Raw genomic sequence first — 23,940 nt, 5'->3', positions numbered from 1 at the left:
CGTTTAGAATTTATCTTCTAGGCGCATTTCAACAAAGGCTTTGTCACGTAGTTCGTGGATCCAGTCGTTATAAGATTCTTCCGCTTTACGCGCGCGGATTTCCTGGCGTGCTTTTAAACGTTTGGATTCTTTGGACATATCCTGTTTGCGGCGTTCCAGTACCTGGATGATGTGCCAGCCAAACTGGCTGCGGATTGGTGCACTGACTTCGTTCACTGCCAGCTCGGCCATGGTTTTTTCAAACACAGGCACGGTGTCACCCGGACTGATCCAGCCCAGGTCGCCGCCACTGGAAGCACTGCCATCGTCTGAGTATTGGCGTGCCATGTCCTGGAACGGTGTACCATGGTCTATACGCTCCTTGATGCCGTCAATTTTTTGCTTGGCTTCTTTGTCAGACAAAACTTCATTGGGCTTTAGCAGAATGTGGCGCACATGGGTTTGCTCAACAATCAGGGTGCTGGCACCTGCGCGTCTGTCATTCAGTTTAAGAATATGTACGCCGGTACCACTGCGGATTGGACGTGAGACGCCGCCCGCTTGCAATGTTTTAACCAGTTCCAGAAACTGGGCTGGCATTTGCTGACCGCTGCGCCAGCCTAAACTACCACCATCCAGCGCGTTAGGCGCATCTGAAAAATTGGCAGAAGCTTTTTCAAAGCTCATGCCTTCAGCCAGCGCTTTGGTAATTTGTTCCGTGCGTGCTCTGGCTTTTTGAATGTCCTCTGGCGAACTGTCTTCCGGCAGGCGAACCAGGATTTGCGAGATATTGAACTCATCCAGATCGCCTTCTTTCTCTTGTGTCGTTAAATAGTTGTCAATTTCGGCTTCGGAAATATTCACCTTGTTGTCTACATCGCGCTCGCGCAGGCGGGCAAGAATAATGTCATTGCGGATATCTTCACGAAACTTGTAGAACTGGGTCCCGTCTTCCTCCAGTGCTTTTTTAAAGGCAGGCAAGGTCAGGTTATTTTGTTCGGCAATCCGCTCAATTGTTTTGTCCAGTTGTGCATCTTCAACTTTAATGCCGGTTTGGGCGGCCAGTTGCAGTTGCAGGCTATCGACGATCAGGCGTTCCAGAATTTGCTTTTGTAACACCTCATCAGGTGGCACTTCAACGCCTTTTTTAATCATTTGTGTCTTGACTGACTCCATACGGTTCAGCATTTCCCGTTCCGTAATGACGGATTGGTCGACTACCGCAATGATGCGATCCATTTTTTCAATCGGACGTTTTTCTGCGGCAAATAGTGTTGTTGATTGCGATGCGTACAGCGCAAACACCATCGTGGAGATAAGGAAATTAGATAAACGTTTCATCATTGCGCGTTCTGGTCTCTGTAAATTGCCGGGATATCATAAGTGCGCATATAGGTTGGAATATTGCGCTTGATCACATTTAACGGGTTGGCACCAATCGAGGTCAACCCACCGAGTTCGAGTTGGAAAAACATGGCATAGTTCGCATCGGCAGTCGCTGTTTGTACGCGTTGCATGACCGCGCGGGCTTGCCAGCAACCGGCATCATATTCCAGCCCGCCGAGGAATTGCACGATGTTGCCATCACGGATGGAGTAATTCAGCCTGCTGATACCATACCAGCCTGCACCCAATGGCCATTGGGCTGAAGTGTCGATTTGTTCGAGCGTGTTAGCCGTGTAGCGATAGCCAAAACTGAATGATTTGCCTGGTTCAGGGTTATACCGTAATAAATAGTTATTACGTTCCATATTGCCGCGGTCAGGATCATATTGCCAGAAGGTGTCCAGGTTCAGGCGGCTGGAAAGGCGTGCCGTAAAGCCAGCCAAAATGTCTGAGGATTTACGTGTACTAACGGAGGTGTTCGGGAGCGAGACTTTTTGATCTTCGAAATAAAAGCGTTGCCCCAATGTAGCACTGAGTCGCTCAATACCCGTTTCAGCGTCAATCAAGCGACTGGTGATCGCCAGCGTGGTTTGATTGGCATTGTTGACCCGGTCACCGCCAATAAACTGGTTTTCGGTAAAAATAGAGTCCTGATTCAGGGTCGCGAGCGCCGTGTCAAAAATCGGGATTTTGCTTTGATCTCGATACGGAATATAAACGTAGTACGCTCTTGGTTCCAGAGTGTGAGTATAGTTTGTACCGAAAATACTTGATTCACGATCAAAATACAGTCCTGAGTCCAGGCTGAAAATAGGCAGCGTTCGACTCAGCTGGTTGTAGTCTTGCGAATAACCAGAAGGGATATTGTTACTCAAACTATATTGCGTGGTATTGACCCCGAACTTGGGCGTGATAAAGCCATATGAACTTTTGATCGGATAGGATAGCGATGGATAGAAATTTAATCTAGAGCCGGTTGCTACCTTGCCCATCTCCTGCATGCTGTCAAAAAAGACATATTGCGCCGCCGTTTGCGTTGTGATGCCATGCCAGCTGTTGTCGTAATTCAACGTCAGCTGAGGCAGGCGCTGATAGACAAATGATTTGTTATCCAGGTTTTGATAGCGCTGTACCGAGCCATTAAATGTCCAGTTGTCGTCTTGATAATCAACAAAAGCGGTTTGTTGCAAGTTAACGCGTGACGTGACCTGAATCCTGGTTGCCATTTCGGAAAAGTATTTATCGTCTGATACTTTTTCCAGGTTGTAACCGCCGGACCAGTGTTCACTGAAGCGTTGTGCATGTGATAATTTGGCATAAAACCGGGTTTGATCGGTCAAGCTGTCTTTATCCAGATACTCCAGGTTATTAATGCCTGAATAGTCCTCACCGAGGTAGCGGAATTCGCCCTGCAATTGCACCCCGCGCTTACTTAAGAAACGGGTAGCAATAGTGGCGTCCATGTCCGGCCGGATATTAATATAGTATGGCGTGAGTAATTCAAAGCCGCTTCTGGACGTGGTTCCCCACAGTGGGGCCAGTAAGCCACTTTTACGCTGGTTGTTATAAGAAAAGCTCATCCAGGGCGTGTAGAGGATGGGTACACCCTTAAACTCAACGAATGCGTTAGTGGCTTCGCCAGTACGTGTATAGTCGTTGAGTTCCAGGTTGTTGGTTTTGATATACCAGTCATCCACATCGGCAGCACAGGAGGTATAGCTGGCACTCTTCAGGCGCTTGATATTCTGGCCTTCAAATAATACCTGTTTGGCCGAGGCGCGGATGTTCTCAAAAGATGTATTGTCTTTTTGCGTGCTGTAAGACTCGTTATCTTCCAGATATCTTTTCGGGTCACTCAGCAAAATGGCTTCATCATTGAGCAACGCGCTGCTGTCCTGGTTGCTGGGTGGCGGCGGGCTACTTTTGAACTCAATGGTGACGTCGCGCATTTCACCAATGTTCTCGCTCATGCGCATCCGCAGCATCGGGCCTTTGATGGTTGTTTGCCCGGCCGTAATCACCGCGTTACCATCTACTTGCAGTTCGTCATTCTGGATGTCGTAGCGGATATCATCCCCGGTGACTTGCTGGCCTTCTTTGCGGATCACCGCGTTGCCTATGGCGCGCATTTGGCGGTCCATGCGCAGTTGCAAGGTGTCGCCTTCAATTTCAATCGCACCGGGTAAAGTGGTGTTTTCTGCCACGACCATGGCAGGAGCTTCAGACTGATCATCCGCGCATGCATGCACAGGCGCCAGCGTGCCGATAGCAGTGAGCGCCAAAATCAGGCGGATGCCGCGTTCCTGAAAGGTGGATGAGTGAGCTTGCAAATTATTCAAAGAGTGATCGTTTCGGTAAGGCCTGCTAATGGCCGACGTTTGTATGCACGCATCCCGGACCATACGGCCAGATGTCCCGTTTCAATTGGGCTATATTATTCATGAAAATGCTTAAAAAGTCATTTTTCACTTAAAATGACAGCCGCATTTTAACAGTAATGCCCGCCAGTATGGGCCGATTCATTATTTGGGAACATTTGTGGATAGAACACAGCAATTACAACAATGGCTACAGCAGGTGCTCGATCAGCCTTTTACACTCACTACGGCTTCGGCAGACGCCAGTTTCAGGCGTTATTTCCGCGTGCATTTGCCGACGCAAACCCTGATTGCCATGGATGCGCCACCGCCGCAGGAAGACTGTCGCCCGTTTGTGCGCGTGGCTGAGCAACTGTTGGCCGCCGGGCTCAATGTGCCCAAGATCGTGGCGCAAGACGTTACGCAAGGCTTTTTGTTGCTAAGCGATCTCGGTAACGACACCTATCTGTCGCAACTGAATCGTGACAACGCCAAGGCTTTATATGGCGATGCTTGCCAGGCCCTGATCAAGATGCAACTGGCAACACAGCCAGACGCGTTGCCAGCATATGATGCAGCCTTGCTGATGCGCGAATTGCAATTGTTCCCGGAGTGGTATGTGAGCAAGCATTTAGGTCAAACGCTGACGGCAGAGCAGCAGGCCGTGATGGATAAGACGTTTGGCTTGCTGATCGACAATATTTTGCAGCAACCGCAAGTGACGGTGCACAGGGATTACCACTCGCGCAACCTGATGGTGACCGCGGATAATAATCCTGGCGTGCTGGACTTTCAGGATGCCGTCATCGGGGCCATTACCTATGACCTGGCGTCTTTGTTCAAAGATGCCTATATCCGCTGGGACGAAGAAGACCTGATGGACTGGGTAGTACGTTACTGGCAGTCTGCTAAAAAAGCTGGCTTACCAGTCACTGCCGATTTTGGCGAGTTTTATAAAGATTTTGAGTGGATGGGCGTACAGCGCCATATCAAGGTGCTGGGTATTTTTGCCCGTTTGTATCATCGTGATGGTAAAGATGGCTATCTCAAGGATATGCCGCTGGTGATGCAGTATTTGCAGGCAGCGTGCGAACGCTATGTCGAACTGCGGCCATTTTTAAGATTGCTATTGACCCTGGAAAAGGCAGCGTAAATCATGCAGGCAATGATCCTGGCAGCAGGGCGTGGCGAAAGGATGCGGCCACTGACCGACCATACGCCCAAACCGTTGCTGATGGTTGGTGGCAAGCCACTGATTGTGTGGCATATCGAGCGATTGGCGCGGGCCGGTTTTACCGAGTTAGTGATTAATCATGCACATTTGGGGCTGCAGATTGAAACCGCATTGCGCGATGGTGCGCAATGGCAGGTGCATATCCGTTATAGCGCCGAGCCGCAGGCTCTGGAGACGGCAGGCGGCATTGCGAATGCCTTGCCTTTGTTGGGTGACGAGCCGTTCCTGGTGGTGAATGGAGACGTGTTTACCGATATTGATTATGCCAGCCTGCGTTTGCCAACTGGTAAATTGGCGCACCTGGTCATGGTGGATAATCCACCGCAGCATGCGAGTGGTGACTTTGGCCTGGAAAACGGACTGGTGCTAGAGTCTGCCGGGCATCGCCTCACTTTTTCGGGCGTAGGCGTCTATCATCCTGCGCTATTCGAGAGTGTGACCCCTGGGCAGGCGGCCAAATTGGCGCCGCTGTTAAAAGCTGCGATGCAACAGCAACGCGTGACTGGACAACATCACCTGGGTTTGTGGCATGATATCGGCACACCGGAGCGTTTAGAGCAGCTCGATCATTGGCTACATAAAAAGACAAATCAGGGGGAATAATGAAGCCACCTTATGAACATCGTACCGATAAAATTGCCCATCAGGCATTGATGTGGATAGAGCGGTTGGGGCTAGGCTTAGTGACCATCGCTACTTTTTTCTCGCTGGCGCACGAATTGGCGCGCATGTGGGACGCAGGTATGGTCGGTCTCGGTGATTTGCTGCAGCTGTTTTTATATCTGGAAGTGTTCTCCATGATTAACAGCTATTTTGGCACCGGTAAATTGCCTATGCGTTATCCGATTTATATCGCCATGGTGGCTTTGGCTCGCTATTTATTGCTGGATATGAAGGAAATGACAGAGACACATATGTTAGCGGTGTCTGCTGCCATTCTGATATTGGCGATTTCCGTATTGGTGATGCGCTTTGGGCATTCGCGCTATCCCTATGAGGATATTCCTGAGCAGAAACGCGACTTGCTTTAAAGTAATCAGGCGGCTGCAAGTTCTCCGTTTAACAGGGTGACCTGGTTACGGCCTTGTGCTTTTGAGGTATATAAAGCCTGGTCAGCCCGTGTGATAAAGCTGTCAGCAGATTCCCCCGGATGGTAAGCGGTGACGCCCATGGAAATGGTAATGTTGGAAATCAGCCGCTGGGTGACATTGTTTTTAATGGTGATGGCGGCGACCTGGCGACGAATATTCTCTGCAATTTCGTGTGCAATATCCATACTGGTGTGCGGCAGCAACAGCACAAATTCTTCACCACCGTAGCGGGCAGCGGTATATAAATTGCCCGACACGGTTTTTAATATCCTGGCCACGGCCTGAATTACTTTGTCGCCGAATAAATGTCCGTAGCTGTCATTTACTTTTTTAAAGAAATCAATATCGGCAATCATCAGGCATGTTTCTTCAGCGGGCCCGGTGTCCAGGCATTGATGCAATGCGCTATCAAATCCTTTACGGTTCATCAGTCCGGTCAGACCATCCGAGATCGCCTCTTGCTTGGCTTTCATAATCTCGTTTTTCAGGTCAGCGATTTCCTCCAGACTAGAGGTTAGTTGATGCTGTAAACCATGCATGGAGGTTTGCATTTGTTGGGTGTCAGACAGCAAAGAGCCTAATTGCGCCCCTAGCTGCGGATCCAGTTGTTGAATCTCATCAGACCAGGCATCGAGTGACTTTCTAAACTGTGAGGTCTCTTGCCCGGCTTTTTCTGTGGAAGAGGTGATACTGGTCACCACCTGGTTGAAGCGCTCCACCAGTACCTTGGCACTATCGGCATCGGCACCGGCAATGTGTTTGTTAAACAGGTGAGTAGTGCTCTTTTCGTTAAGTCTTTTCTCTTTCTCAATCAAATCATTCACTTCTTCAATCAGGCGCACATGTTCGCCAGAGGAATATTCATACCAGACCGCGTAGCTGACCGGATGAAAAGCCGCATCCTGCATCGACATATGATGGATGGCTTGTCGCAGATATTCTGCACTTTTTTCTTTAGTAATTTCGTATTGCATCATGGCCTCTCGCGATGTTAAATTCAACGCAAAGAATCTTCTTATTGTTAAGTATTCAAGCATACTCAAGGGGAATAACGGCTGGCGGCGGGATTTTTTTAGGGCCGTTGTGAAATAAAGCTTAAAAATAGTGGATTGTGCTTAAAATAATGTATTGCTCATCCCTATTGTTCCCATGAAAAAAGAAGATCTGATGCAGTTGGTTACCCTCAAAATGCCTTATGGCAAATATCAGGGCAGGCTGATCGCCGACTTGCCGGGCCATTATCTGCACTGGTTTGCACGTGAGGGTTTTCCACCAGGCGAACTAGGCCGCCTGTTGCAATTGATGCGTGAAATTGACCACAATGGCTTGTCATCGCTGTTAACGCCGCTACGCGCTGAGGCGGCGAAACCTCATGATTAAGCATTGGCTGATGGTTTTTCTGTTGCCGTGCCTCATGCTGGCAGCATCGGCATTCGCGGAAGAATCCTGGCAGTCACCGGCGTATTTGCAGCAGGCATTCAATGAGGTGGCGCTGCATAGTGAATATATTGCGGGCGAGCAAGTCGTGCGCAAATGGCAGCAGCCGGTCAAGGTATGGTTGGTGCATCATGCAGACCAGGCTGACAAACACACGAAACTTACGCGCTATCATTTACACCATTTGTCGCAAATTACCGGTCACCCGATCAGTTTTGCAGCTAGCGCAGCAGAAGCTAATATGACAGTGGTGTTTAGCCAGTCTGCCCTGTGGCATCAAGAAGTTGCACAAGTAAGTGGCAATAAAAGCAGGCCACCACCCGCCGATGCCATATGTATGTTCGGCCTCACCCTCGATGCACAAAATGCCATCAAGCGCGCCTGGGTGGTGATTCCTGTCGACCATGCGAATGAGCGTGGTTCGCTGGTATCTTGTATTGTGGAAGAGATCACGCAGGCCATGGGCTTGCCGAATGATTCCGACAAAGTGTATCCCTCGGTATTTAACGATAAAACGCCAGAGTCATTACTCACTGGCCTCGATGCTTTATTGCTGAAGATGCTGTATTTGCCTGCGATTAAACCCGGCATGCGTGCCGGGCAGGTGCGGCCTATCCTGGCGCACCAACTGCAGCAATGGCAGGATGATGGCACGCTGCAAAATGCCGAAAAAAATGTCAGGCAATCTGAGTTATATGAAATGATGGGCTTCTGACCGCATTTGGCCGGAACCATTCCAGCAATTGCCACCCAAATACGCTACAATTCCTCACTATTCAGAATGTGCCTTGAGTGTTCCCATGCAAGAATTTTCCCGTCGTCGCCAGCAACTGATCACCAGCATGCAAGCGGGTATCGCGGTGATTCCAACCGCACCCGAAGTGACGCGCAATCGTGACAGTCATTACCCTTACCGTTTTGACAGTTATTTTTATTACCTGACAGGTTTTAAAGAGCCTGAAGCCGTGTTGGTGCTGATTGCCGGGCCATCGCCAAAAACGATTCTGTTTTGCCGTGATAAAGACATTGATCGCGAAATCTGGGACGGTTTTCGTTATGGCCCAGACGCAGCTAAAACAGAATTCGGTTTTGATGAGGCGTATTCCATCACGCAACTAGATGAACAGTTGCCCAAATTGATGGCAAATCAGCCAGAGTTGTTTTTCAGCCTGGGCAGTGATGCAGGCTGGGATGCCAAAGTCAGTAGCTGGCTGAATGCCGTCAAGGCGCAAGCCCGCACGGGCGTACAAGCGCCATCCAAGCTGGTTGACGTACGTCAAACGCTGGATGCCATGCGTCTGCTTAAATCACCTTTCGAAATCGACCTGATGCGCCGCTCGGCTAATATTGCCGCCAGCGCACACAATCGCGCCATGCAGGCAGTGATCCCAGGTAAGTGGGAGTATGAAATTGAAGCGGAATTTTTACATGCGTTTTATAGTCAGGGCGCACAGGCGCCAGCCTATACCAGCATTGTGGCAGGTGGGGCCAATGCCTGCACCTTGCATTACAACGCTAATAACGCTCAGCTAAACGTGGGCGATTTGCTGCTGATCGATGCCGGGTGTGAGCTGGATGGCTATGCTTCTGACATTACGCGCACTTTTCCTGTGAGTGGCCGTTTCAGTGGTCCGCAAAAAGATTTGTATGAACTGGTGCTGGCATCACAGGCGGCGGCTATTGCCAGCGTGAGCCCGCAGCATCACTGGAATGCGCCGCATGAGGCTGCACTGGATGTGCTGGTGGATGGCTTTATCCATTATGGTTTGTGCCAGGGCAGCCGTGATGCCGTGCTGGAAACCGGCAGTTACCGCCAGTTTTACATGCACCGTACTGGCCACTGGCTGGGGCTGGATGTGCATGATGCCGGTGAGTATAAAACCGCTGATGGTGACTGGGTCATGCTACAGCCCGGCAATATGCTGACGGTAGAGCCAGGCTGCTATGTGCGTCCGGCAGACAATGTGCCTGAACATTTCTGGAATATTGGCATCCGTATTGAAGATGATGTGCTGGTGACCGACAAGGGGCATGACGTCATTACCTCAGCGGCAGTAAAAACGGTTGCCGACATTGAGGCGATGATGCGTCAGCGCGCATAAGCGATTAGAAAGTACATTGAGATTGAGTCAAAGGCAGTCAGCGTGATGCAAACTATAGACCATCCGGTAGTGATAGGCGGCGGCCCGGTCGGGCTGGTGCTGGCGCTATCGTTGCAACAATCCGGTGTGCCGGTGACGGTGCTGGAGGCGCAGTCGCCAGGTGCCATGTATGGCGATGGCCGCGCGTTGGCATTGTCTTACGGCACGCGCCTGGTATTGGCGCAACTAGGCGTGTGGTCTCTACTGGAAACCGCTGTCACCGCGATTGAAACCATTCATGTTTCGCAACAGAAAGGTTTTGGCCGCACCGTGCTTAAGGCGCAGGAGCATGATTTGCCTGCCTTGGGGTATGTGGTTTCTTATGGCGCCTTGATGCAGGCGCTGGATGCGCGGCTTGAGCAATCACCTGCTGGCATCACCATGCAATACCAGGTGCCGGTGACCGGCCTGAATGTACATGCCAGCGCGACGGAGATTGAGTATCAGCCTATTGATGATGGCGTACAGGTATTAGCGACGCCTTTGGCCGTGATTGCTGATGGTGGCCGTAGCTTGGAGGCGATTCCAGGCCTAGTGCGCGAAACCAAGCATTACGGGCATGATGCGCTGGTTGGTCTGGTGCAAACCGAGCAGCCGCACCACAATATTGCCTACGAGCGGTTTACGCCACGCGGGCCAATGGCACTATTACCCAACGGGCAACAATTTTCGCTGGTGTGGACGGGCGAGCAGGCCTATCTGGATGAGATCGCCGCGCTGGATGACGCTGCTTTTCTACAAGCCTTGCATGAGGCATTTGGTGACCGCGTTGGAAAGTTTTTGCATGCGGGTAAACGATTCAGGTTCCCACTCAAATTGAGTAAACTGGGCCAGACGTTCGCCGCGCATTGCGTGGTCATCGGTAACGCGGCGCAAACCATGCACCCGGTAGCGGGGCAGGGGTTTAATGTCGGCATCCGCGATGCCGTGGCACTGGCCAAAAATGTAGCATCGACGCAAGCCAATGAATGGGGAGCTGCACACCGCCTAGCGGAGTATCACCAGTCTCGCCAGCGCGATACTGGTCGTGGCTTGCAGTTCACCGATTTTCTGGTCAATGTATTTTCCAATGACTTGGTTGGGGTCGGCCTGTTAAGGGGGGCTGGCCTGGGTGCGCTCAGCCTGTTGCCGATAGCGCGGCGTTTCCTGGTCAACAAGATGAGTTATGGCAGCTGAACATCCTTTGATTAAAACCGATGTCGCGATTGTGGGCGCAGGCCTGGTGGGCCTGACTGCGGCCATTGCCCTGTCGCGTCTGGGTAAACAGGTGGTATTGACCGATGCCAAGCCGGCACAATCACTGCCTGAGGACTGGATTGCAGATATGGCGCATTGGGATGCCCGTATCTATGCACTCACTAATCAAACCGTAGACTGGTTGCGCGAGCTGGGCGTGTGGTCGCGTTTGCCAGCCAGTCGAATTAACCCGATTGCAGCCATGCACTTATGGTCGCCCACCCATAGCCATGCTACGCCTAGCTTGCGCCTGCATGCCGACGAAGCGCACCTGTCTGAGATGGGGTACATCGTTGAAAGCCAGGCCTTGATGCATGCTTGCTGGCAGGCATTAGCGGAGTCTGAGGTGACTGTGATCACCGACGCCCCGGCGCAGTCATTGCAACATTGCGGTCATATCGTGCGCTTATCCTTACCGCAGCATGAGATTGAGGCGTCATTGTTATTAGGCGCTGATGGTGCACGTTCATGGGTGCGGTCGCAATGTGACGTGGGTGTGCAGCAAGTGGATTTTGCACAAACGGCGTTGGTGACCAACTTTAAAGCCGAGCGGCCACATGACAATATTGCCAGACAGTGGTTTGGCGAACATGAGACCTTGGCTTTGTTGCCCATGCCGCAACAACAGGTATCACTGGTGTGGGCTTTGCCTCTTGCGCTTGCCACGCAAAAACAAGGATTGTCTGCAGAAGCATTCTCAGCCGAGGTGGCTGAGCGCAGTGGTCAATTGCTTGGGCAGTTAACGCATAGCGGCCCTGTATTAGCTTTCCCGCTGATGCAGAACACCGCCGATACCATGGCGTTGCCGCAAGTCATGCTGTTAGGCGATGCCGCGCATCAGGTGCATCCGATGGCTGGGCAAGGCGTCAACCTGGGTTTTCAGGATGTACAAGCACTTTGTGCGCAGGTTGCCCAATTGCCAGCGATCAGGCCATTAGGCGACGCACGTTTTTTACGGCATGTCATGCGTACACGGCAGCCGGATATTTTGAAGATGCATGCACTGACACGCGGCCTGGATGGCTTGTTTGCGCGTCCGCAAGCCGTGTGGACACACGCCGCCCTGCTAGGCTTACATGGGGTGGAAAACAGTGCTATGCTTAAACGTTTTTTAATTCGCGCAGCGACTCAAGGCTGATATGGCAGAGAGCCATTGCGCATGTTTGAGAAAGAGTATGTCATGAAAAAATCTATCGGCCAGTGTGTGATGGGCGGCTTGATTGCCTTGGCCACGCTATGGTCTTTTAACAGCGTTGCAGACGAAGCTAGCCTGAAAAAGCTGGTAGAAGGCGCTTATCCAAAATTCAAGGTCGACAGTGTAACCAAAACGCCATACCCAGGCCTGTATGAAGTATTTATGGGTGGGCAAATTATTTATACCGATGATAAGTTCAGTTTCCTGATTGCCGAAGGTCGCCTGGTTGATCCAAAAACCAAAAAAGACATTACCGGTGAGCGCATGGATGAATTGACTAAAATTGACTTCAACAGCTTGCCGCTGGATCAGGCGATTAAAGTGGTTAAAGGTAATGGCAGCCGCAAACTGGTGGTGTTTTCAGATGTGGACTGCCCATTCTGTAAACGTCTGGAGCAGAAAGAGCTTAGCAATATTAACGACGTGACCATTTACACTTTCTTGTACCCGATTGAGCAATTGCACCCGGATGCGGCCAATAAATCACGCAGTATCTGGTGTGCCAGCAATCGTGTGAAAGCCTGGCAGGACTGGATTTTCAATAACAAACTCCCAACTTCTACAGCTAAATGTGACGTGCCGCTGGAAAAAGTCGGCGAATTGGCGCATAAAGTGGGGGTTAACAGCACGCCGACCCTGTTCTTTGAAAATGGCAAGCGTATGTTAGGTGCGCAGCCTGCTGATGAAATTGAGAAGTCGTTACAGGCAGCAAAGAAGACGTTGTAATATTATCGAGAAATTAAAAAAGGGGCTATTGAATAGCCCCTTTTTTTGTATGCGACGGTTTTTAACCGCCGCCACTGACCACCTTGCCCATTTTGAAGATAGGCATATACATGGCGACGACCAGGCCACCGATCAACACCCCCAATACCACCATGATCACAGGCTCCATCAGGCTGGAAATGGCTGCCACTGCATCATCCACTTCACCTTCGTAGAAGTCAGCCACTTTGGTCAGCATGCCGTCTAAAGAGCCGGATTCTTCACCAATCGCGGTCATCTGAATAACCATATTAGGGAATACATTGGTATTCTGCATCGATACAGTGAGGCTGGTGCCGGTACTGACTTCGCTTTGGATTTTCTTGGTGGCATCAAAATACACTTTGTTGCCAGAAGCCCCGGCGACGGAGTCCAGCGCCTCTACCAATGGCACACCCGCCGCAAACATGGTCGATAGTGTACGGGCAAAGCGCGCAATAGTGGCTTTACGGATCAATTCACCGAAAATGGGCAACCGCAGCATGAGGCGGTCCATGGTCGCTTGCAGTTTCTCGGAGCGCTTCCATGTGTAGAAGAAGAACCATAAGCCGCCGCCAATCGAGCCAAAGACTGCCCACCACCATTTAACAAAGAAATCGGATAAGTTGATCACTACGACCGTTGGGCCCGGTAAATCTGCCCCAAAACTGCTGAACAGGTCTTTAAATGCAGGGACTACGAAAATCATAATCACGGCGGTAATGACAAACGCGACGACGATAATCGACGCTGGATATACCAATGCAGATTTGATTTTGCTTTTAATGGCGAGAATTTTTTCTTTATAGGTCGCCAATCGCTCAAGTAAAGAGTCCAGAATACCTGCCTGCTCACCGGCGCCCACCAGGTTACAGAACAGTTGATCAAAATGCAGCGGGTATTTGCGGAAAGCCGCGCTCAAACTGCTGCCGGTTTCAACATCGGACTTAATATCGCCTAGCAGTTTTGACACAGCCGGATTATGGTGCCCTTTGCCGACAATATCAAAAGCTTGCAATAAAGGCACGCCAGCTTTCATCATGGTGGCGAGCTGGCGGGTGAACAAGGTGACATCTTTGTCTGTGACTTTGCCTTTGATGGCTAGTGAGCTTTGCTTTTTGACCTTGATGATCGTAATGCCCTGGCGACGCAACGTGGCATTGACCACGGCTTCGCCATTGGCACGCATCTCGCCTTTGACCAGCTTGCCTTTGCGGTCTTTACCTTCCCATTGGTATACGGATTGTTTGATATTGCCAGTCGCCATAGTGTTTTCTTAAAATTGGTTGATTGACTCACCGGAGTTATTCATTGGTGACCGCTTCCACTTCTTCAATCGAGGTTAGGCCCTGTTTTACTTTAAGTAAGCCTGATTCGCGTAAATCTTTCACACCGTCTTTTTTCGCTTGCGCGGCAATATCCAGCGCATTGCCGTTGGACATAATGATTTGCGCCATGGCTTCAGTGATAGGCATTACCTGGTAAATACCGACACGGCCTTTGTAGCCATTATTGCAGTGTTCACAGCCGCCTTCTTTCGCGCCATATAATTGCCAGTCACCTTCCAGCATGGCTTCGGTAAAGCCCACTTTGAGCAGTGCCTCTTGTGGCACATTTAAAGGCACTTTGCAGTGCTTGCACAAGCGTCTGGCCAAGCGTTGTGCTGTAATTAACGTCACGGCAGAAGCAATATTGAAGGGGGCGACGCCCATATTCAATAATCGAGATAAAGTAGTTGGCGCATCATTGGTATGCAGCGTAGACAATACCATATGGCCGGTAGAAGCTGCCTTGATTGCCATGTCTGCAGTTTCCAGGTCACGAATTTCACCAATCATGATGATGTCCGGGTCCTGGCGTAAAAAGGATTTTAGTGCCGCAGCAAAGGTCAGACCTTGTTTATCATTCACGTTGACCTGGTTAATGCCCGCTAAAGGAATTTCTGCCGGATCTTCAGCGGTAGAAATATTGACGCCAGGGTCATTGAGCAGGTTTAAACAAGTATACAGTGAGACGGTTTTACCCGAGCCGGTCGGCCCAGTGACCAGTACCAGGCCATAGGGGCGGTGAATCGCCTTGAGTAGCGAAGCTTGCTGTTCTGCCTCATAGCCCAGTGCTTCAATGCCTAGTGTCGCGCTGGTTGGGTCCAGGATCCGCATCACAATCTTTTCACCGTGAATCAGTGGCAAGGTGCTGACGCGGAAATCAATGGCACGGGTTTTGGTGATAATTAACTTCATGCGCCCATCTTGCGGGACTCTCTTTTCGGAAATATCCAGATTGGAGATGACCTTGATGCGCGAGGCCAGTTTTTCCTTAATAGCCAATGGCGGCTGCGACATATCCCTTAACACGCCGTCCACCCTGAAGCGGATACGGTAAAACTTTTCATAAGGCTCAAAGTGCAAGTCGGACGCCCCCATGTTAATGGCATCCAGCAATATTTTTTGCAAGAACTTGACCACAGGCGCATCGTCGACTTCTTGTATGACTTCTGCTTCCTGTTCTTCGCCAGCTTCTTCCATCCCCAGGTCAAAATCGTCACTGCCGGCATTGAGGTTAGACATGCTGGTATCTTTGGAGTCGACAATTTTATCGATCCATTTGCCCAGCTTGTCATCTTCCACCACGATCGGGAACAGCGTAGCGCCCATCTGAAACTGGATAGTATCCAGCGAGTGCAGATTGGTCGGGTCGGAGATCGCAATATAGGCAACATTGCTTTTTTGTTGCAGCAGTAATACCCGATGCGACTGCATGAGTTTTATGTCTATGGTTTTGTCTGGCAGGGAGTCTTGATCCAGCGCATCCAGGTCTAGAAAGGGAAAGCCAAAAGCATTCGAGGCTGTTTGCGCAATATCTTTAGCCGAAATCTTTTTTTGCGCCAACGTTGCCGCCAGAAAACTGACCTTTTGTGCAGAGGACTTTTCTTGCAATGCGGCGGCATCATCTTCGTTCATCAGCGAAGATTGCACCAGCATGCGCGCCATGCCTCCCAGTTTTCTTGAACTTTCCAGTGTTGCCATAGATGTCTTTAAACGTGTCTTCTAAACAGTGAAATAGGGCTGTTAATGTACTGATACCACTATACTTTTTACTTTAGTATACGTGGAGGATCACAGATTCAAATCGTAGAAAAGACGGGCTCTCATGCAGCATTTATACAAATTTTAATTGTATTTTTTAGCTTTCGTTAAAAGATACAAAATTAGTCTTGACATTTAAATTATGCTAACTTATAAATCCTTAAGGCGTTTGGGTTCAGGTTTTTTGTAGCCGTCTTTAAGTAAAGCAAAGCTTGTTAATTGCGACTGGAGTACTTGAGACAAACTTTTGGGGCGCCTCCCTGTTAAGTAAAAAAGTAAGGAAGTAAAATGGCAACAGGTACCGTAAAGTGGTTTAACGACTCTAAGGGCTTTGGATTCATTACTCCCGATGACGGCGGTGACGATTTGTTCGCGCACTTCTCCGCAATCGTTGAATCTGGTTATAAAAGCTTGAAAGAAGGTCAACGTGTATCCTTTGATGTGACTGAAGGTCCCAAAGGGAAACAGGCCTCAAACATACAAAAAGCATAATTTTTGTTTTAGGGGTAAAAAATACAAAACGGCTCGCAATTGCGAGCCGTTTTTTTATATTCAAATCGAGGCCAGTGGCCAGGACTTATGCCATCTGTTTGATGATTTCGTCACCAAATTCAGCCGTGCCGACTTGGGTCGCACCTTCCATTTGGCTACTGAAGTCACCAGTGACGCGTTTGCTGGCAATCGCTTTGGCCACGCCATTCAATACCAGGTCTGCCGCTTCTACCCAGCCCATATGGCGTAACATCATTTCGGCTGACAAAATCAGTGAGCTTGGGTTAGCCAGGTTTTTACCGGCGATTTTAGGCGCCGTACCATGCGTGGCTTCAAACATGGCGATGGTGTCGCTCAGGTTGGCGCCAGGCGCGATACCAATGCCGCCGACTTGTGCTGCCAGCGCATCGCTCATGTAGTCACCATTGAGGTTCAAGGCGGCCACGACATCGTAATCTTCCGGATGCAACAGGATTTCCTGCAGGAATGCATCTGCGATACAGTCTTTGATGATGATGCCATTCGGCAGTTTGCACCATGGGCCGCCGTCAATCAGCTCTGCGCCAAACTCCTCTTTGGCCAGTTGATAACCCCAGTCACGGAAGCCACCTTCGGTGAACTTCATGATATTGCCTTTGTGGGTAATCGTGACTGATTTACGGTTGTTATCAATCGCGTATTGAATCGCCTTGCGGATCAGGCGCTTGCTGCCGTCGATGGAGACTGGTTTGATGCCGATGGAAGAGGCCTCAGGGAAGCGGATTTTCTTGCGCACGCCCATATCACTCAAGAAGTTGATGACTTTTTTCACTTCTTCTGTGCCTGCTGCCCACTCGATGCCAGCGTAAATGTCTTCAGTGTTTTCGCGGAAAATCACCATATCGGTTTTTTCCGGGTGTTTGACCGGGCTAGGAACGCCTGTGAAGTATTGAATTGGGCGCAGGCAGACGTATAAGTCCAGTTCCTGACGCAGCGTCACGTTCAATGAGCGAATGCCGCCACCAACAGGCGTGGTCAATGGGCCTTTGATCGAGATGACGTACTCTTTTAATGCCGCCATGGTTTCGTCAGATAACCAGGTGTCTTTGTCGTATATGGTCGTGGATTTTTCACCGGCATAGACTTCCATCCAGGAGATCTTGCGCTTACCGCCGTAGGCTTTTTCAACTGCGCTATCTACCACTTTGATCATGGGTGGTGTGATGTCGATACCAATGCCATCGCCTTCGATAAACGGGATAATAGGTTGGTCGGGAACATTTAGGGTATTATCGGCATTGACAATGATTTTGCTGCCAGTGGCTGGCACCTTGAATTTAGACATAGCGCTTTCCATGTTATTACTGTTTAACAAACCTTTTAACGTCGTGTGTCAGTTCACTGTGCATGAAAAACACGCGACGCTCAAAGACTATATTCCGATTCCCAACGTATATGCAGCCGGGCGGTTAGATACTGACTCCGAAGGATTGCTTATTTTAACCGATGATGGTGGATTGCAACATCGTTTAAGTCATCCAAAACACAAACAGATCAAAACCTATTGGGCGCAAGTAGAAGGTGCTCCTACACAAGCAGATTTGATGCCATTGCAACAGGGTGTTGATCTGGGTGATTTTGTCACGCAGCCCGCGCAGGTGAAAATCATCGCCGAACCTGACCATTTATGGCAGCGCGAGCCGCCGATTCGCGAGCGGAAAAACATTCCCACCACCTGGCTGGAGCTTAAAATCAGTGAAGGCAAGAACCGCCAGGTGCGACGAATGACCGCGCACGTAGGGTTTCCGACCTTGCGCTTGATTCGTTATGCGATAGGGCCGTACACGTTGGACGGAATCTTGCTTGGGCAATATCAGGAAGTTAGTTTAGTAAGGTAAATCATGAAACCGGTGGTGATATTCAGGCACGCTTGCTGCGAGGGTGCTGGTTATTTGGGCACTTTTTTGGCGCAACATGCTATTCCGTGGTGCGAAGTACGGATTGATAAAGGCGAGGCAGTACCTGCCTCTGTCGATGATTACAGTGGCATTGTACTCATGGGTGGCCCCATGAGCGTGAACGATGATTTGCCGTGGATTCCGCCATTGTTGCAACTCATTCAACAGGCCGTGCAAGCCGATGTGCCCTTACTCGGCCATTGCCTGGGCGGCCAGCTCATCAGCAAGGCGCTGGGTGGTGTGGTCAGCAAAAACCCGGTCAAGGAGATCGGCTGGGGAGATGTGCAAGTGGCAGATCATGCCGTGGCGCGCGATTGGTTTGGTGACTTGCAAGGCTTTAACAGTTTTCACTGGCATGGTGAAACCTTTACGGTGCCTGAGGGTGCGACGCATGTATTGTCCAGCGCTTATTGCGCTAACCAGGCTTACGTGATGGGTAAGCATATCGGTTTGCAATGCCATATCGAAATGACGCCGAGCATGGTTAAAATATGGACCGAGCAATGGAAAAACGATATTGCCAGCGCGGCCAGCAGCCCCGCTGTGCAATCTGCCGATACCATGCTGGCCGGCGTGGAAGCTGATTGCGAAGTATTACACCGTGTGGCCGATAAAGTGTACAGCCGCTGGATTCAAGGCCTGGCCTAGCAAACTGGCTATGTGAGAGCGCTGCGTGTTTGTGGATGATCGATCAACGTTCAGCCTGCTCCTGCTGGGCTTTTTCTAACTTGTGCAGGGCGTAACGCCGCTGTTTAAAGCGGTTGTACTGCCATAAGTACTGCTCGGGGCATTGTGCCACCTGGCGCTCAATCGCCTGGTTGAGCAGGGCAGGCGTGCTAATATCCTCTACCTGTGTCAGGTGAATATTAAATCCTTTTCCGTTGGGCAGTCGCTCACCAAACGCCATGATAATGACAGCGTCTGCCTTGCTGGCCAGCTTACTGGCTAGTCCCATGGTGTAGGCTGGTTTGTCAAAGAAGTCCGCCCATTCACCTTCGCCCTGCCTGGGGATCTGATCCGGCAAAATGCCGATGGCTTGGCCGGATTTCAATGCTTGTAGCAGCTTTTTCACGCCGCTGGCATTGGCCGGTGCCATCTCCACTTTGCCTTTTTGCCTGCCTTTTACAACCAACTCACTTAACCATTGCAATTTTGGTGGTCGGTAAAGCACGGTGATGGGCGCCCGCTCGCCATAATAAATGGACGTGATTTCAAAACAGCCCAGGTGCGGGGTGAGGAAAATCAGGCCTTTGCCTTGTGCTTGCGCCTCAGTGATATGTTGCCAGCCATGCACTTGCTGTATCAATGGCAACAGCTTTGCCGTGGGGTTGCCCCAGATAAAGAATGTTTCCAGAATCGCCTTGCCTGCTTCGATGCGACTGGTTTTGACTAATTGTTTTGCATGCGCTTCGCTAGCAGCTAAACCGCTTTGCTTAATATTTTCCAGCGCAATACGATTGCTTTTGTGGTCAGAAAGATAAGATATCCAGCCGAAGAATGCCCCCAATCTATGTACCCAGGACAACGGCAGGCGAGCGATGGTTTTGCAGAAAAACAGCAACATGAGGCTAATTTATAAACGCATTCTGTTAAAATTTGAGATTAGCTCTTATGTTAACAAAATGTGGTTTAAAAACCCGCATTGGCGTCAATTATTTCAGCACAATTAATTTTGGAACATTCCCTGAATCATTATCAAGATCCTGTCTACGAAGCGGCCCTGCAGCGTCATGGGCTGGATACGTTTGAAGCCTGGTGGACGCGTGATATCGCCTGGTTTGAGGCGCCTAATCAGCGGCGCGGTGGCTGGAGTGGTGTCGGCAAGCTGGTATTGCCGCAGGAAAATCTGCCTGCACTGACCTTGTTTGTGAAAAAGCAGCAGAATCATGGTCGCCGCACCTTATGGCATCCGTTTGCTGGTGAGCCGACTTTCCGCCGTGAATACCATCGCCTGCAGTCGCTGGCAAAGGCGGGCATTCCTGCGCCCAAAGTGCTGATGTATGCCGAATCGCCGCAGGCTGGCAATCAGCGCGCCATCCTGGTCACAGAAAATCTGCATGGTTTTGTCGATCTGGAGCAATTTTTACCAAGCATGCTGAATCAGCATGCGCGTAGGCAGCTGTTACGTGCAGTTGCCAGGCAGATTCGCCGCTTTCACGACCTGGGCTGGGTGCATCGCGCTTTGTATCCCAAGCATATTTTTGTGCGGCCGGATGACGTCGCGCCTGATGTGGCACTGATTGACCTGGAAAAAGCCAGGCAAAGCCTAGGCGCCTGGCGTCGTGCGCGTTTCGACCTTGCGGCATTACACCGGCATACTGCAGACCTGAGTGGTCGCGATCGCCTCTATTTTTTAAAGCATTATTTGTATGGTGAGACGTATACGCGGCCGTTAGGCTGGTGTGATCGCCAGTTACTCAAATGGATAACCAAGCGTAGCAAGCGTTAACGGATAAGCATGTCTATGGCACACACATTACCAAGATTCAGCATCGGGCTGGTGAATTACAAAACGCTGGATTTGACCCGTACCTGTTTGAGTTTTATCAAAAGCCATTTCGATAGCGGGGCGCTGGATGCTAATGCCGTCGACGTCTGGGTGGTGGATAATGATTCTGCGGATGAAAGTACAGCATACTTGCGCAGCCTGGACTGGATTCATTTAATTGAGCGCCCATCACCAGGCAAAGAGCAGGGGTTTGCTGCGCACGGTGAAGGCCTGGATTTGATTCTGGCTGCGATCAATACGGATTACCTGTTTTTGATGCATACCGATACCTTTATTTACGAGCCGCAAATTTTTCTTGACTGTTTGCAGCGCATGCAGCACGAGCCTAATATTGCCGCGATTGGCTGTTTGCATCAGTTAAACCGCGGCCATGTGCGTTTGTTCTGGCGCGCATTCACTGGCTTTTTCAAGTACCACAGCCGTCGTATCAAGCAGCAGCTAGGCCTGCCTGCACGCCAGGCCCGGCCTTACATTGAGCCGTATATCAAGAGTTTTTTTGCCTTGTGGAACGTGGGTTTGATGAAAAAGCTAGGCTACCGTTTTTATATGCAGCAACAGATTCCTGGCTATGTATTGCAGGATAAGCTGGTTGCGCAGGGTTATGTCATTGAGCGCATGTCAGCGGCACGTTTGTTTCGTTACCTTGACCATGTCGAGGCGGGAACGGTTGGGCTTGTGAGCGGGTATACTGCGCAAAACCGCCGTTTACAGCGTAAACAAGCCATGCTTAAACAATTACAGTCACAGCAGGAAACAACAAAATGACCATGACTGATGGGGTATTGCCAATTGAAATGGGAAATGGATTTTCTCTGGATATGCAGCAGGCCAAAGATATTGGCAGTTTGCTGGCTGAGGAGTATGCGCAAGCGCAGCCGTTTCCGCATGCGGTAATCGACAATATTTTTCCTGCCGCGTTTACACAGTTATTGCTGGATCACTTTCCGCAAGACCCCAAAGCGCATGACAAGGTGTATGAAAAAGGCTATGGCGGTACACATAAGCGTCAAATTTCACCCTATGATTGCGATGAGACCTTGCGCGCGGCGTTTGCCTTGTTTAACTCTGCCGCCATGTTGCAGTTTATTGAAACCCTGACCGGTTTTAAAGGTCTGTTGCCAGACCCCTATTTCGCGGGCGGTGGCTTGCACGAAACGTCTGCTGGCGGCTTGCTCGGCATCCATGCTGACTTTCAGGTCAATGAAGGCCTGCAACTGTATCGCCGCGTCAATATGCTGGTGTATTTAAACCAGGACTGGCTGCCGGAGTATGGCGGTAATCTAGAGTTATGGGACAGGCAAATGCAGGCCAGGCAGCAAACGGTGGCGCCTTTGTTTAACCGTTGCGTGATTTTTAATACAGATGCTGACAGCTTTCATGGGCATCCTGATCCATTGACGACGCCGGAAGGCATTACGCGTCGGTCGATCGCACTGTATTACTACCAGGCTTTGCCTATCCCGAATGAACAGGGAGATTCTCGCCATACCTTGTATGTGGCCAGGCCGCATGATGATGCAGAGACAAAATCGCAAGTGAAAAAAATGATGAAAAAACGCGATAAACGGGCGAAAAAGTTATTCGCCGGGCAAGCTAGCTGGCTGCAGCAAATTGCGCAATGGTGGAAATCCCGCTAATGGTGGCAATGCATGACGCGATCATCGCGCCTGCCATGTGTGATGTTGTTGATAGCGCCACGGGCGCTATCCTGCTGTCTGACCAGTCTGTATTGACCGGGCTGGTCGCTGTGCGTGTTTTGCCGCAGCGGCGCTGGGTATTTCGCGCGCAATGGTCTGGCAAGGCGGTGTTCGCTAAAGTATTTCTCGGTGCGCAGGCAGAAAAATATGCCTCACGCGATGCGCAAGGCGTGCGTTGGCTCACGCAAGCAGGGTTGGCAACGCCTGCCTTGTTGTGGCAAGGACATTCCGCAGACCAGCGTGCCAGCATCTTGATCTATGCCGCTATCGCGCCCGCAGATAATGCCGATGTGTTATACCAGACCTTGCCCCCTGAACAAGGCTTGCTGTTACTCAAACAATTGGTGCAAACCCTGGCTGCACAGCATGCGGCTGGTTTGGTGCAGACGGATTTGCATCTTAAAAATTTTCTACTGTCGGATAATAAAGTATGGTCGCTGGATGGTGATGGGATTCAGAAACATACCTTGAACCAGCGCCAGGCTTATCGGCAGCTGGCTGAGTTGATCTCAAAAGTACAGGTGCTGGATCAGCATGCCTGGGTGGCGCCCTTGCTGGCAACGTATGATCAGGCGCGTGGGTGGCCGCCTACTTTGTTATCTTCCACATTGCTGACCTTGGCCAAGCAAATGAAGGCGCAAGAGGTTGAACGCTATGTCACGCGTAAAATTTTCCGTACTTGCAGCGATGTTGCCTGGCAGCAAACCAGCCAGAGCGCGCAGGCGGTGAGTGCGGCAGGCGGCTTACATGCAACAGACTTGCCTGCACTTGAAGTGGCCATGCATGTCGGCAAGGTGCTGAAGCCAGGCAATACCTGTACCGTGGTGCATACGCATTTGCAAGACCAGGCGGTGGTGATCAAGCGGTATAACATCAAGGACTGGCTACATGGCCTGAGCCGCGCCTGGCGACCCAGTCGTGCCGCGGCATCATGGCGTAATGCCCATCGTTTGCAGTACTACGGCATGCTGACGCCACAGCCATTGTTAATGTATGAGCAGCGCTACTGCGGCATGCGCGGCCGCGCTTATTTTGTGTCCACTTACAGCCCATGGCCGGATGCACTGACCTTTTTCCAGCAGTGCACCGATAGCAATATGCGTGAGCGGGTTATTCGCCAGCTGGTAACGCTGTGTTATCAATGGTATTTGCTCAAGGTATCTCATGGCGATCTGAAAGCCAGTAACCTGCAAGTGACCGATCGGGGCGAGATTGTGGTCATCGACCTCGATAGCATGCAGCAACATCGCCGTACGCAAATGGCTTTACGTGCACATGTCAAAGATATCCGCCGTCTGCTGCAAAATTGGAAACAGGATACTTCCCTGTATAATGCACTGCTTAAGTCGTTTAGCCTGATTTATCAGGACCATACGCCACTCAGGCTGGCGGGCATTTCCCTTTAGTTATTTCCATTAA

The 23,940-nt window shown here is 50.6% G+C and carries 23 protein-coding genes; 16 read left to right on the top strand and 7 right to left on the bottom strand.

Annotation, left to right across the window (positions count from 1 at the left end):
* Positions 1-3: 3 nt before the first annotated feature.
* Together MET42_RS0110065 and MET42_RS0110060 are read right to left on the bottom strand one after the other, a co-directional pair.
* Positions 4-1,323 (bottom strand): peptidylprolyl isomerase, encoded by a 1,320-nt coding sequence (locus MET42_RS0110065; RefSeq protein WP_369751507.1) that lies wholly within the window; start codon positions 1,321-1,323, stop codon positions 4-6.
* The gene (locus MET42_RS0110060) at positions 1,320-3,704 is read right to left on the bottom strand and encodes an LPS-assembly protein LptD (protein WP_019882823.1); all 2,385 of its coding nucleotides are present in this window, start codon (positions 3,702-3,704) and stop codon (positions 1,320-1,322) included. The genes MET42_RS0110065 and MET42_RS0110060 overlap by 4 nt, the downstream gene beginning before the upstream one ends.
* 199 nt (positions 3,705-3,903) lie before the next feature.
* On the opposite strand from MET42_RS0110060, the gene MET42_RS0110055 reads away from it, so the two are divergent.
* The 3 genes from MET42_RS0110055 to MET42_RS0110045 are packed head-to-tail and all read left to right on the top strand — an operon-like array spanning position 3,904 to position 5,987.
* Positions 3,904-4,875 (top strand): aminoglycoside phosphotransferase family protein, encoded by a 972-nt coding sequence (locus MET42_RS0110055; RefSeq protein WP_019882822.1) that lies wholly within the window; start codon positions 3,904-3,906, stop codon positions 4,873-4,875.
* A 3-nt stretch (positions 4,876-4,878) separates the two neighbouring features.
* Entirely contained in the window at positions 4,879-5,559 is a 681-nt protein-coding gene (murU, locus tag MET42_RS0110050) for an N-acetylmuramate alpha-1-phosphate uridylyltransferase MurU (RefSeq protein ID WP_019882821.1), read from the top strand.
* Entirely contained in the window at positions 5,559-5,987 is a 429-nt protein-coding gene (locus tag MET42_RS0110045) for a phosphate-starvation-inducible protein PsiE (RefSeq protein ID WP_019882820.1), read from the top strand. Before murU ends, MET42_RS0110045 begins: the two co-directional genes overlap by 1 nt.
* A 5-nt stretch (positions 5,988-5,992) precedes the next feature.
* On the opposite strand, the gene MET42_RS0110040 is transcribed toward MET42_RS0110045, so the two are convergent.
* Positions 5,993-7,024, bottom strand: a complete 1,032-nt coding sequence (locus MET42_RS0110040; RefSeq protein WP_019882819.1) for a GGDEF domain-containing protein — start codon at positions 7,022-7,024, stop codon at positions 5,993-5,995.
* 172 nt (positions 7,025-7,196) lie between these two features.
* Between MET42_RS0110040 and MET42_RS0110035 the strand changes: the two genes are divergently transcribed.
* The 6 genes from MET42_RS0110035 (at position 7,197) to MET42_RS0110010 (ending at position 12,782) form a co-directional block, all read left to right on the top strand.
* On the top strand, positions 7,197-7,427 hold the full coding sequence (locus tag MET42_RS0110035; protein ID WP_019882818.1) for a DUF3820 family protein: 231 nt from the start codon (positions 7,197-7,199) through the stop codon (positions 7,425-7,427).
* Entirely contained in the window at positions 7,420-8,199 is a 780-nt protein-coding gene (locus MET42_RS0110030) for a DUF2927 domain-containing protein (RefSeq protein WP_019882817.1), read from the top strand. Before MET42_RS0110035 ends, MET42_RS0110030 begins: the two co-directional genes overlap by 8 nt.
* Positions 8,200-8,284: 85 nt before the next feature.
* A complete protein-coding gene (locus tag MET42_RS0110025; protein WP_019882816.1) occupies positions 8,285-9,586 on the top strand; it encodes an aminopeptidase P N-terminal domain-containing protein in 1,302 nt (433 codons plus the stop codon).
* Positions 9,587-9,631: 45 nt separating this feature from the next.
* Positions 9,632-10,801, top strand: coding sequence for an FAD-dependent monooxygenase (locus MET42_RS0110020; RefSeq protein ID WP_019882815.1), 1,170 nt, complete (start codon positions 9,632-9,634; stop codon positions 10,799-10,801).
* A complete protein-coding gene (locus MET42_RS0110015) occupies positions 10,791-11,999 on the top strand; it encodes an FAD-dependent monooxygenase (RefSeq protein ID WP_019882814.1) in 1,209 nt (402 codons plus the stop codon). Before MET42_RS0110020 ends, MET42_RS0110015 begins: the two co-directional genes overlap by 11 nt.
* A gap of 42 nt (positions 12,000-12,041) precedes the next feature.
* The gene (locus MET42_RS0110010; RefSeq protein ID WP_198289753.1) at positions 12,042-12,782 is read left to right on the top strand and encodes a DsbC family protein; all 741 of its coding nucleotides are present in this window, start codon (positions 12,042-12,044) and stop codon (positions 12,780-12,782) included.
* A gap of 61 nt (positions 12,783-12,843) precedes the next feature.
* On the opposite strand, the gene MET42_RS0110005 is transcribed toward MET42_RS0110010, so the two are convergent.
* Together MET42_RS0110005 and pilB are read right to left on the bottom strand one after the other, a co-directional pair.
* Positions 12,844-14,067, bottom strand: coding sequence for a type II secretion system F family protein (locus tag MET42_RS0110005; protein ID WP_019882812.1), 1,224 nt, complete (start codon positions 14,065-14,067; stop codon positions 12,844-12,846).
* A 37-nt stretch (positions 14,068-14,104) separates the two neighbouring features.
* Positions 14,105-15,826, bottom strand: a complete 1,722-nt coding sequence (gene pilB / locus MET42_RS0110000) for a type IV-A pilus assembly ATPase PilB (RefSeq protein WP_029512398.1) — start codon at positions 15,824-15,826, stop codon at positions 14,105-14,107.
* Positions 15,827-16,174: 348 nt separating this feature from the next.
* Between pilB and MET42_RS0109995 the strand changes: the two genes are divergently transcribed.
* A complete protein-coding gene (locus MET42_RS0109995; RefSeq protein ID WP_013441419.1) occupies positions 16,175-16,378 on the top strand; it encodes a cold-shock protein in 204 nt (67 codons plus the stop codon).
* An 85-nt stretch (positions 16,379-16,463) separates the two neighbouring features.
* Here the strand turns inward: MET42_RS0109995 and icd are convergent, their stop codons facing one another.
* Positions 16,464-17,702 carry an NADP-dependent isocitrate dehydrogenase gene (gene icd, locus MET42_RS0109990; RefSeq protein WP_024929165.1) on the bottom strand — a complete coding sequence of 413 codons (1,239 nt, stop codon included), beginning with the start codon at positions 17,700-17,702 and terminating at the stop codon, positions 16,464-16,466.
* Positions 17,703-17,712: 10 nt separating this feature from the next.
* Here icd and MET42_RS0109985 point away from each other — a divergent pair, with 10 nt between their 5' ends.
* Both MET42_RS0109985 and MET42_RS0109980 read left to right on the top strand, forming a co-directional pair.
* Positions 17,713-18,255: an rRNA large subunit pseudouridine synthase E gene (locus tag MET42_RS0109985; protein ID WP_019882809.1), complete on the top strand. Its 543-nt coding sequence runs from the start codon at positions 17,713-17,715 to the stop codon at positions 18,253-18,255.
* Positions 18,256-18,258: 3 nt separating this feature from the next.
* A complete protein-coding gene (locus MET42_RS0109980; RefSeq protein WP_019882808.1) occupies positions 18,259-18,963 on the top strand; it encodes a type 1 glutamine amidotransferase in 705 nt (234 codons plus the stop codon).
* 43 nt (positions 18,964-19,006) lie between these two features.
* On the opposite strand, the gene MET42_RS0109975 is transcribed toward MET42_RS0109980, so the two are convergent.
* Positions 19,007-19,879 (bottom strand): lysophospholipid acyltransferase family protein, encoded by an 873-nt coding sequence (locus tag MET42_RS0109975; RefSeq protein WP_019882807.1) that lies wholly within the window; start codon positions 19,877-19,879, stop codon positions 19,007-19,009.
* 108 nt (positions 19,880-19,987) lie between these two features.
* Here MET42_RS0109975 and MET42_RS0109965 point away from each other — a divergent pair, with 108 nt between their 5' ends.
* From MET42_RS0109965 to MET42_RS0109950, 4 genes are read left to right on the top strand one after another with little or no spacing between them, the layout of a single operon-like run.
* Positions 19,988-20,764 carry a lipopolysaccharide kinase InaA family protein gene (locus tag MET42_RS0109965; RefSeq protein WP_019882805.1) on the top strand — a complete coding sequence of 259 codons (777 nt, stop codon included), beginning with the start codon at positions 19,988-19,990 and terminating at the stop codon, positions 20,762-20,764.
* Positions 20,765-20,779: 15 nt separating this feature from the next.
* A complete protein-coding gene (locus MET42_RS0109960) occupies positions 20,780-21,589 on the top strand; it encodes a glycosyltransferase (protein WP_232411467.1) in 810 nt (269 codons plus the stop codon).
* The gene (locus tag MET42_RS0109955; RefSeq protein ID WP_019882803.1) at positions 21,586-22,461 is read left to right on the top strand and encodes a 2OG-Fe(II) oxygenase; all 876 of its coding nucleotides are present in this window, start codon (positions 21,586-21,588) and stop codon (positions 22,459-22,461) included. The genes MET42_RS0109960 and MET42_RS0109955 overlap by 4 nt, the downstream gene beginning before the upstream one ends.
* Positions 22,443-23,927 (top strand): lipopolysaccharide kinase InaA family protein, encoded by a 1,485-nt coding sequence (locus MET42_RS0109950; protein ID WP_232411463.1) that lies wholly within the window; start codon positions 22,443-22,445, stop codon positions 23,925-23,927. The genes MET42_RS0109955 and MET42_RS0109950 overlap by 19 nt, the downstream gene beginning before the upstream one ends.
* Positions 23,928-23,940 lie beyond the last annotated feature (13 nt).

Source organism: Methylophilus sp. 42 (assembly GCF_000384155.1).
In the GTDB taxonomy this organism is placed as follows: domain Bacteria; phylum Pseudomonadota; class Gammaproteobacteria; order Burkholderiales; family Methylophilaceae; genus Methylophilus.
This window is presented reverse-complemented; position numbering and strand designations above follow the sequence as displayed.

Bases quoted from the DNA above. Each gene is read 5' to 3' on its own strand.
- MET42_RS0109950 (WP_232411463.1), top strand. From the start codon at position 22,443: ATGGTGGAAATCCCGCTAATGGTGGCAATGCATGACGCGATCATCGCG.
- MET42_RS0109975 (WP_019882807.1), bottom strand. From the start codon at position 19,879: ATGTTGCTGTTTTTCTGCAAAACCATCGCTCGCCTGCCGTTGTCCTGG.
- MET42_RS0110040 (WP_019882819.1), bottom strand. From the start codon at position 7,024: ATGATGCAATACGAAATTACTAAAGAAAAAAGTGCAGAATATCTGCGA.
- MET42_RS0110020 (WP_019882815.1), top strand. From the start codon at position 9,632: ATGCAAACTATAGACCATCCGGTAGTGATAGGCGGCGGCCCGGTCGGG.
- pilB (WP_029512398.1), bottom strand. From the start codon at position 15,826: ATGGCAACACTGGAAAGTTCAAGAAAACTGGGAGGCATGGCGCGCATG.
- MET42_RS0110005 (WP_019882812.1), bottom strand. From the start codon at position 14,067: ATGGCGACTGGCAATATCAAACAATCCGTATACCAATGGGAAGGTAAA.
- MET42_RS0110025 (WP_019882816.1), top strand. From the start codon at position 8,285: ATGCAAGAATTTTCCCGTCGTCGCCAGCAACTGATCACCAGCATGCAA.
- MET42_RS0109985 (WP_019882809.1), top strand. From the start codon at position 17,713: ATGTTATTACTGTTTAACAAACCTTTTAACGTCGTGTGTCAGTTCACT.
- MET42_RS0110035 (WP_019882818.1), top strand. From the start codon at position 7,197: ATGAAAAAAGAAGATCTGATGCAGTTGGTTACCCTCAAAATGCCTTAT.
- MET42_RS0109980 (WP_019882808.1), top strand. From the start codon at position 18,259: ATGAAACCGGTGGTGATATTCAGGCACGCTTGCTGCGAGGGTGCTGGT.
- MET42_RS0110045 (WP_019882820.1), top strand. From the start codon at position 5,559: ATGAAGCCACCTTATGAACATCGTACCGATAAAATTGCCCATCAGGCA.
- MET42_RS0110010 (WP_198289753.1), top strand. From the start codon at position 12,042: ATGAAAAAATCTATCGGCCAGTGTGTGATGGGCGGCTTGATTGCCTTG.
- MET42_RS0110065 (WP_369751507.1), bottom strand. From the start codon at position 1,323: ATGATGAAACGTTTATCTAATTTCCTTATCTCCACGATGGTGTTTGCG.
- MET42_RS0110015 (WP_019882814.1), top strand. From the start codon at position 10,791: ATGGCAGCTGAACATCCTTTGATTAAAACCGATGTCGCGATTGTGGGC.
- icd (WP_024929165.1), bottom strand. From the start codon at position 17,702: ATGTCTAAATTCAAGGTGCCAGCCACTGGCAGCAAAATCATTGTCAAT.
- MET42_RS0109960 (WP_232411467.1), top strand. From the start codon at position 20,780: ATGGCACACACATTACCAAGATTCAGCATCGGGCTGGTGAATTACAAA.
- MET42_RS0110030 (WP_019882817.1), top strand. From the start codon at position 7,420: ATGATTAAGCATTGGCTGATGGTTTTTCTGTTGCCGTGCCTCATGCTG.
- MET42_RS0109955 (WP_019882803.1), top strand. From the start codon at position 21,586: ATGACCATGACTGATGGGGTATTGCCAATTGAAATGGGAAATGGATTT.
- murU (WP_019882821.1), top strand. From the start codon at position 4,879: ATGCAGGCAATGATCCTGGCAGCAGGGCGTGGCGAAAGGATGCGGCCA.
- MET42_RS0109995 (WP_013441419.1), top strand. From the start codon at position 16,175: ATGGCAACAGGTACCGTAAAGTGGTTTAACGACTCTAAGGGCTTTGGA.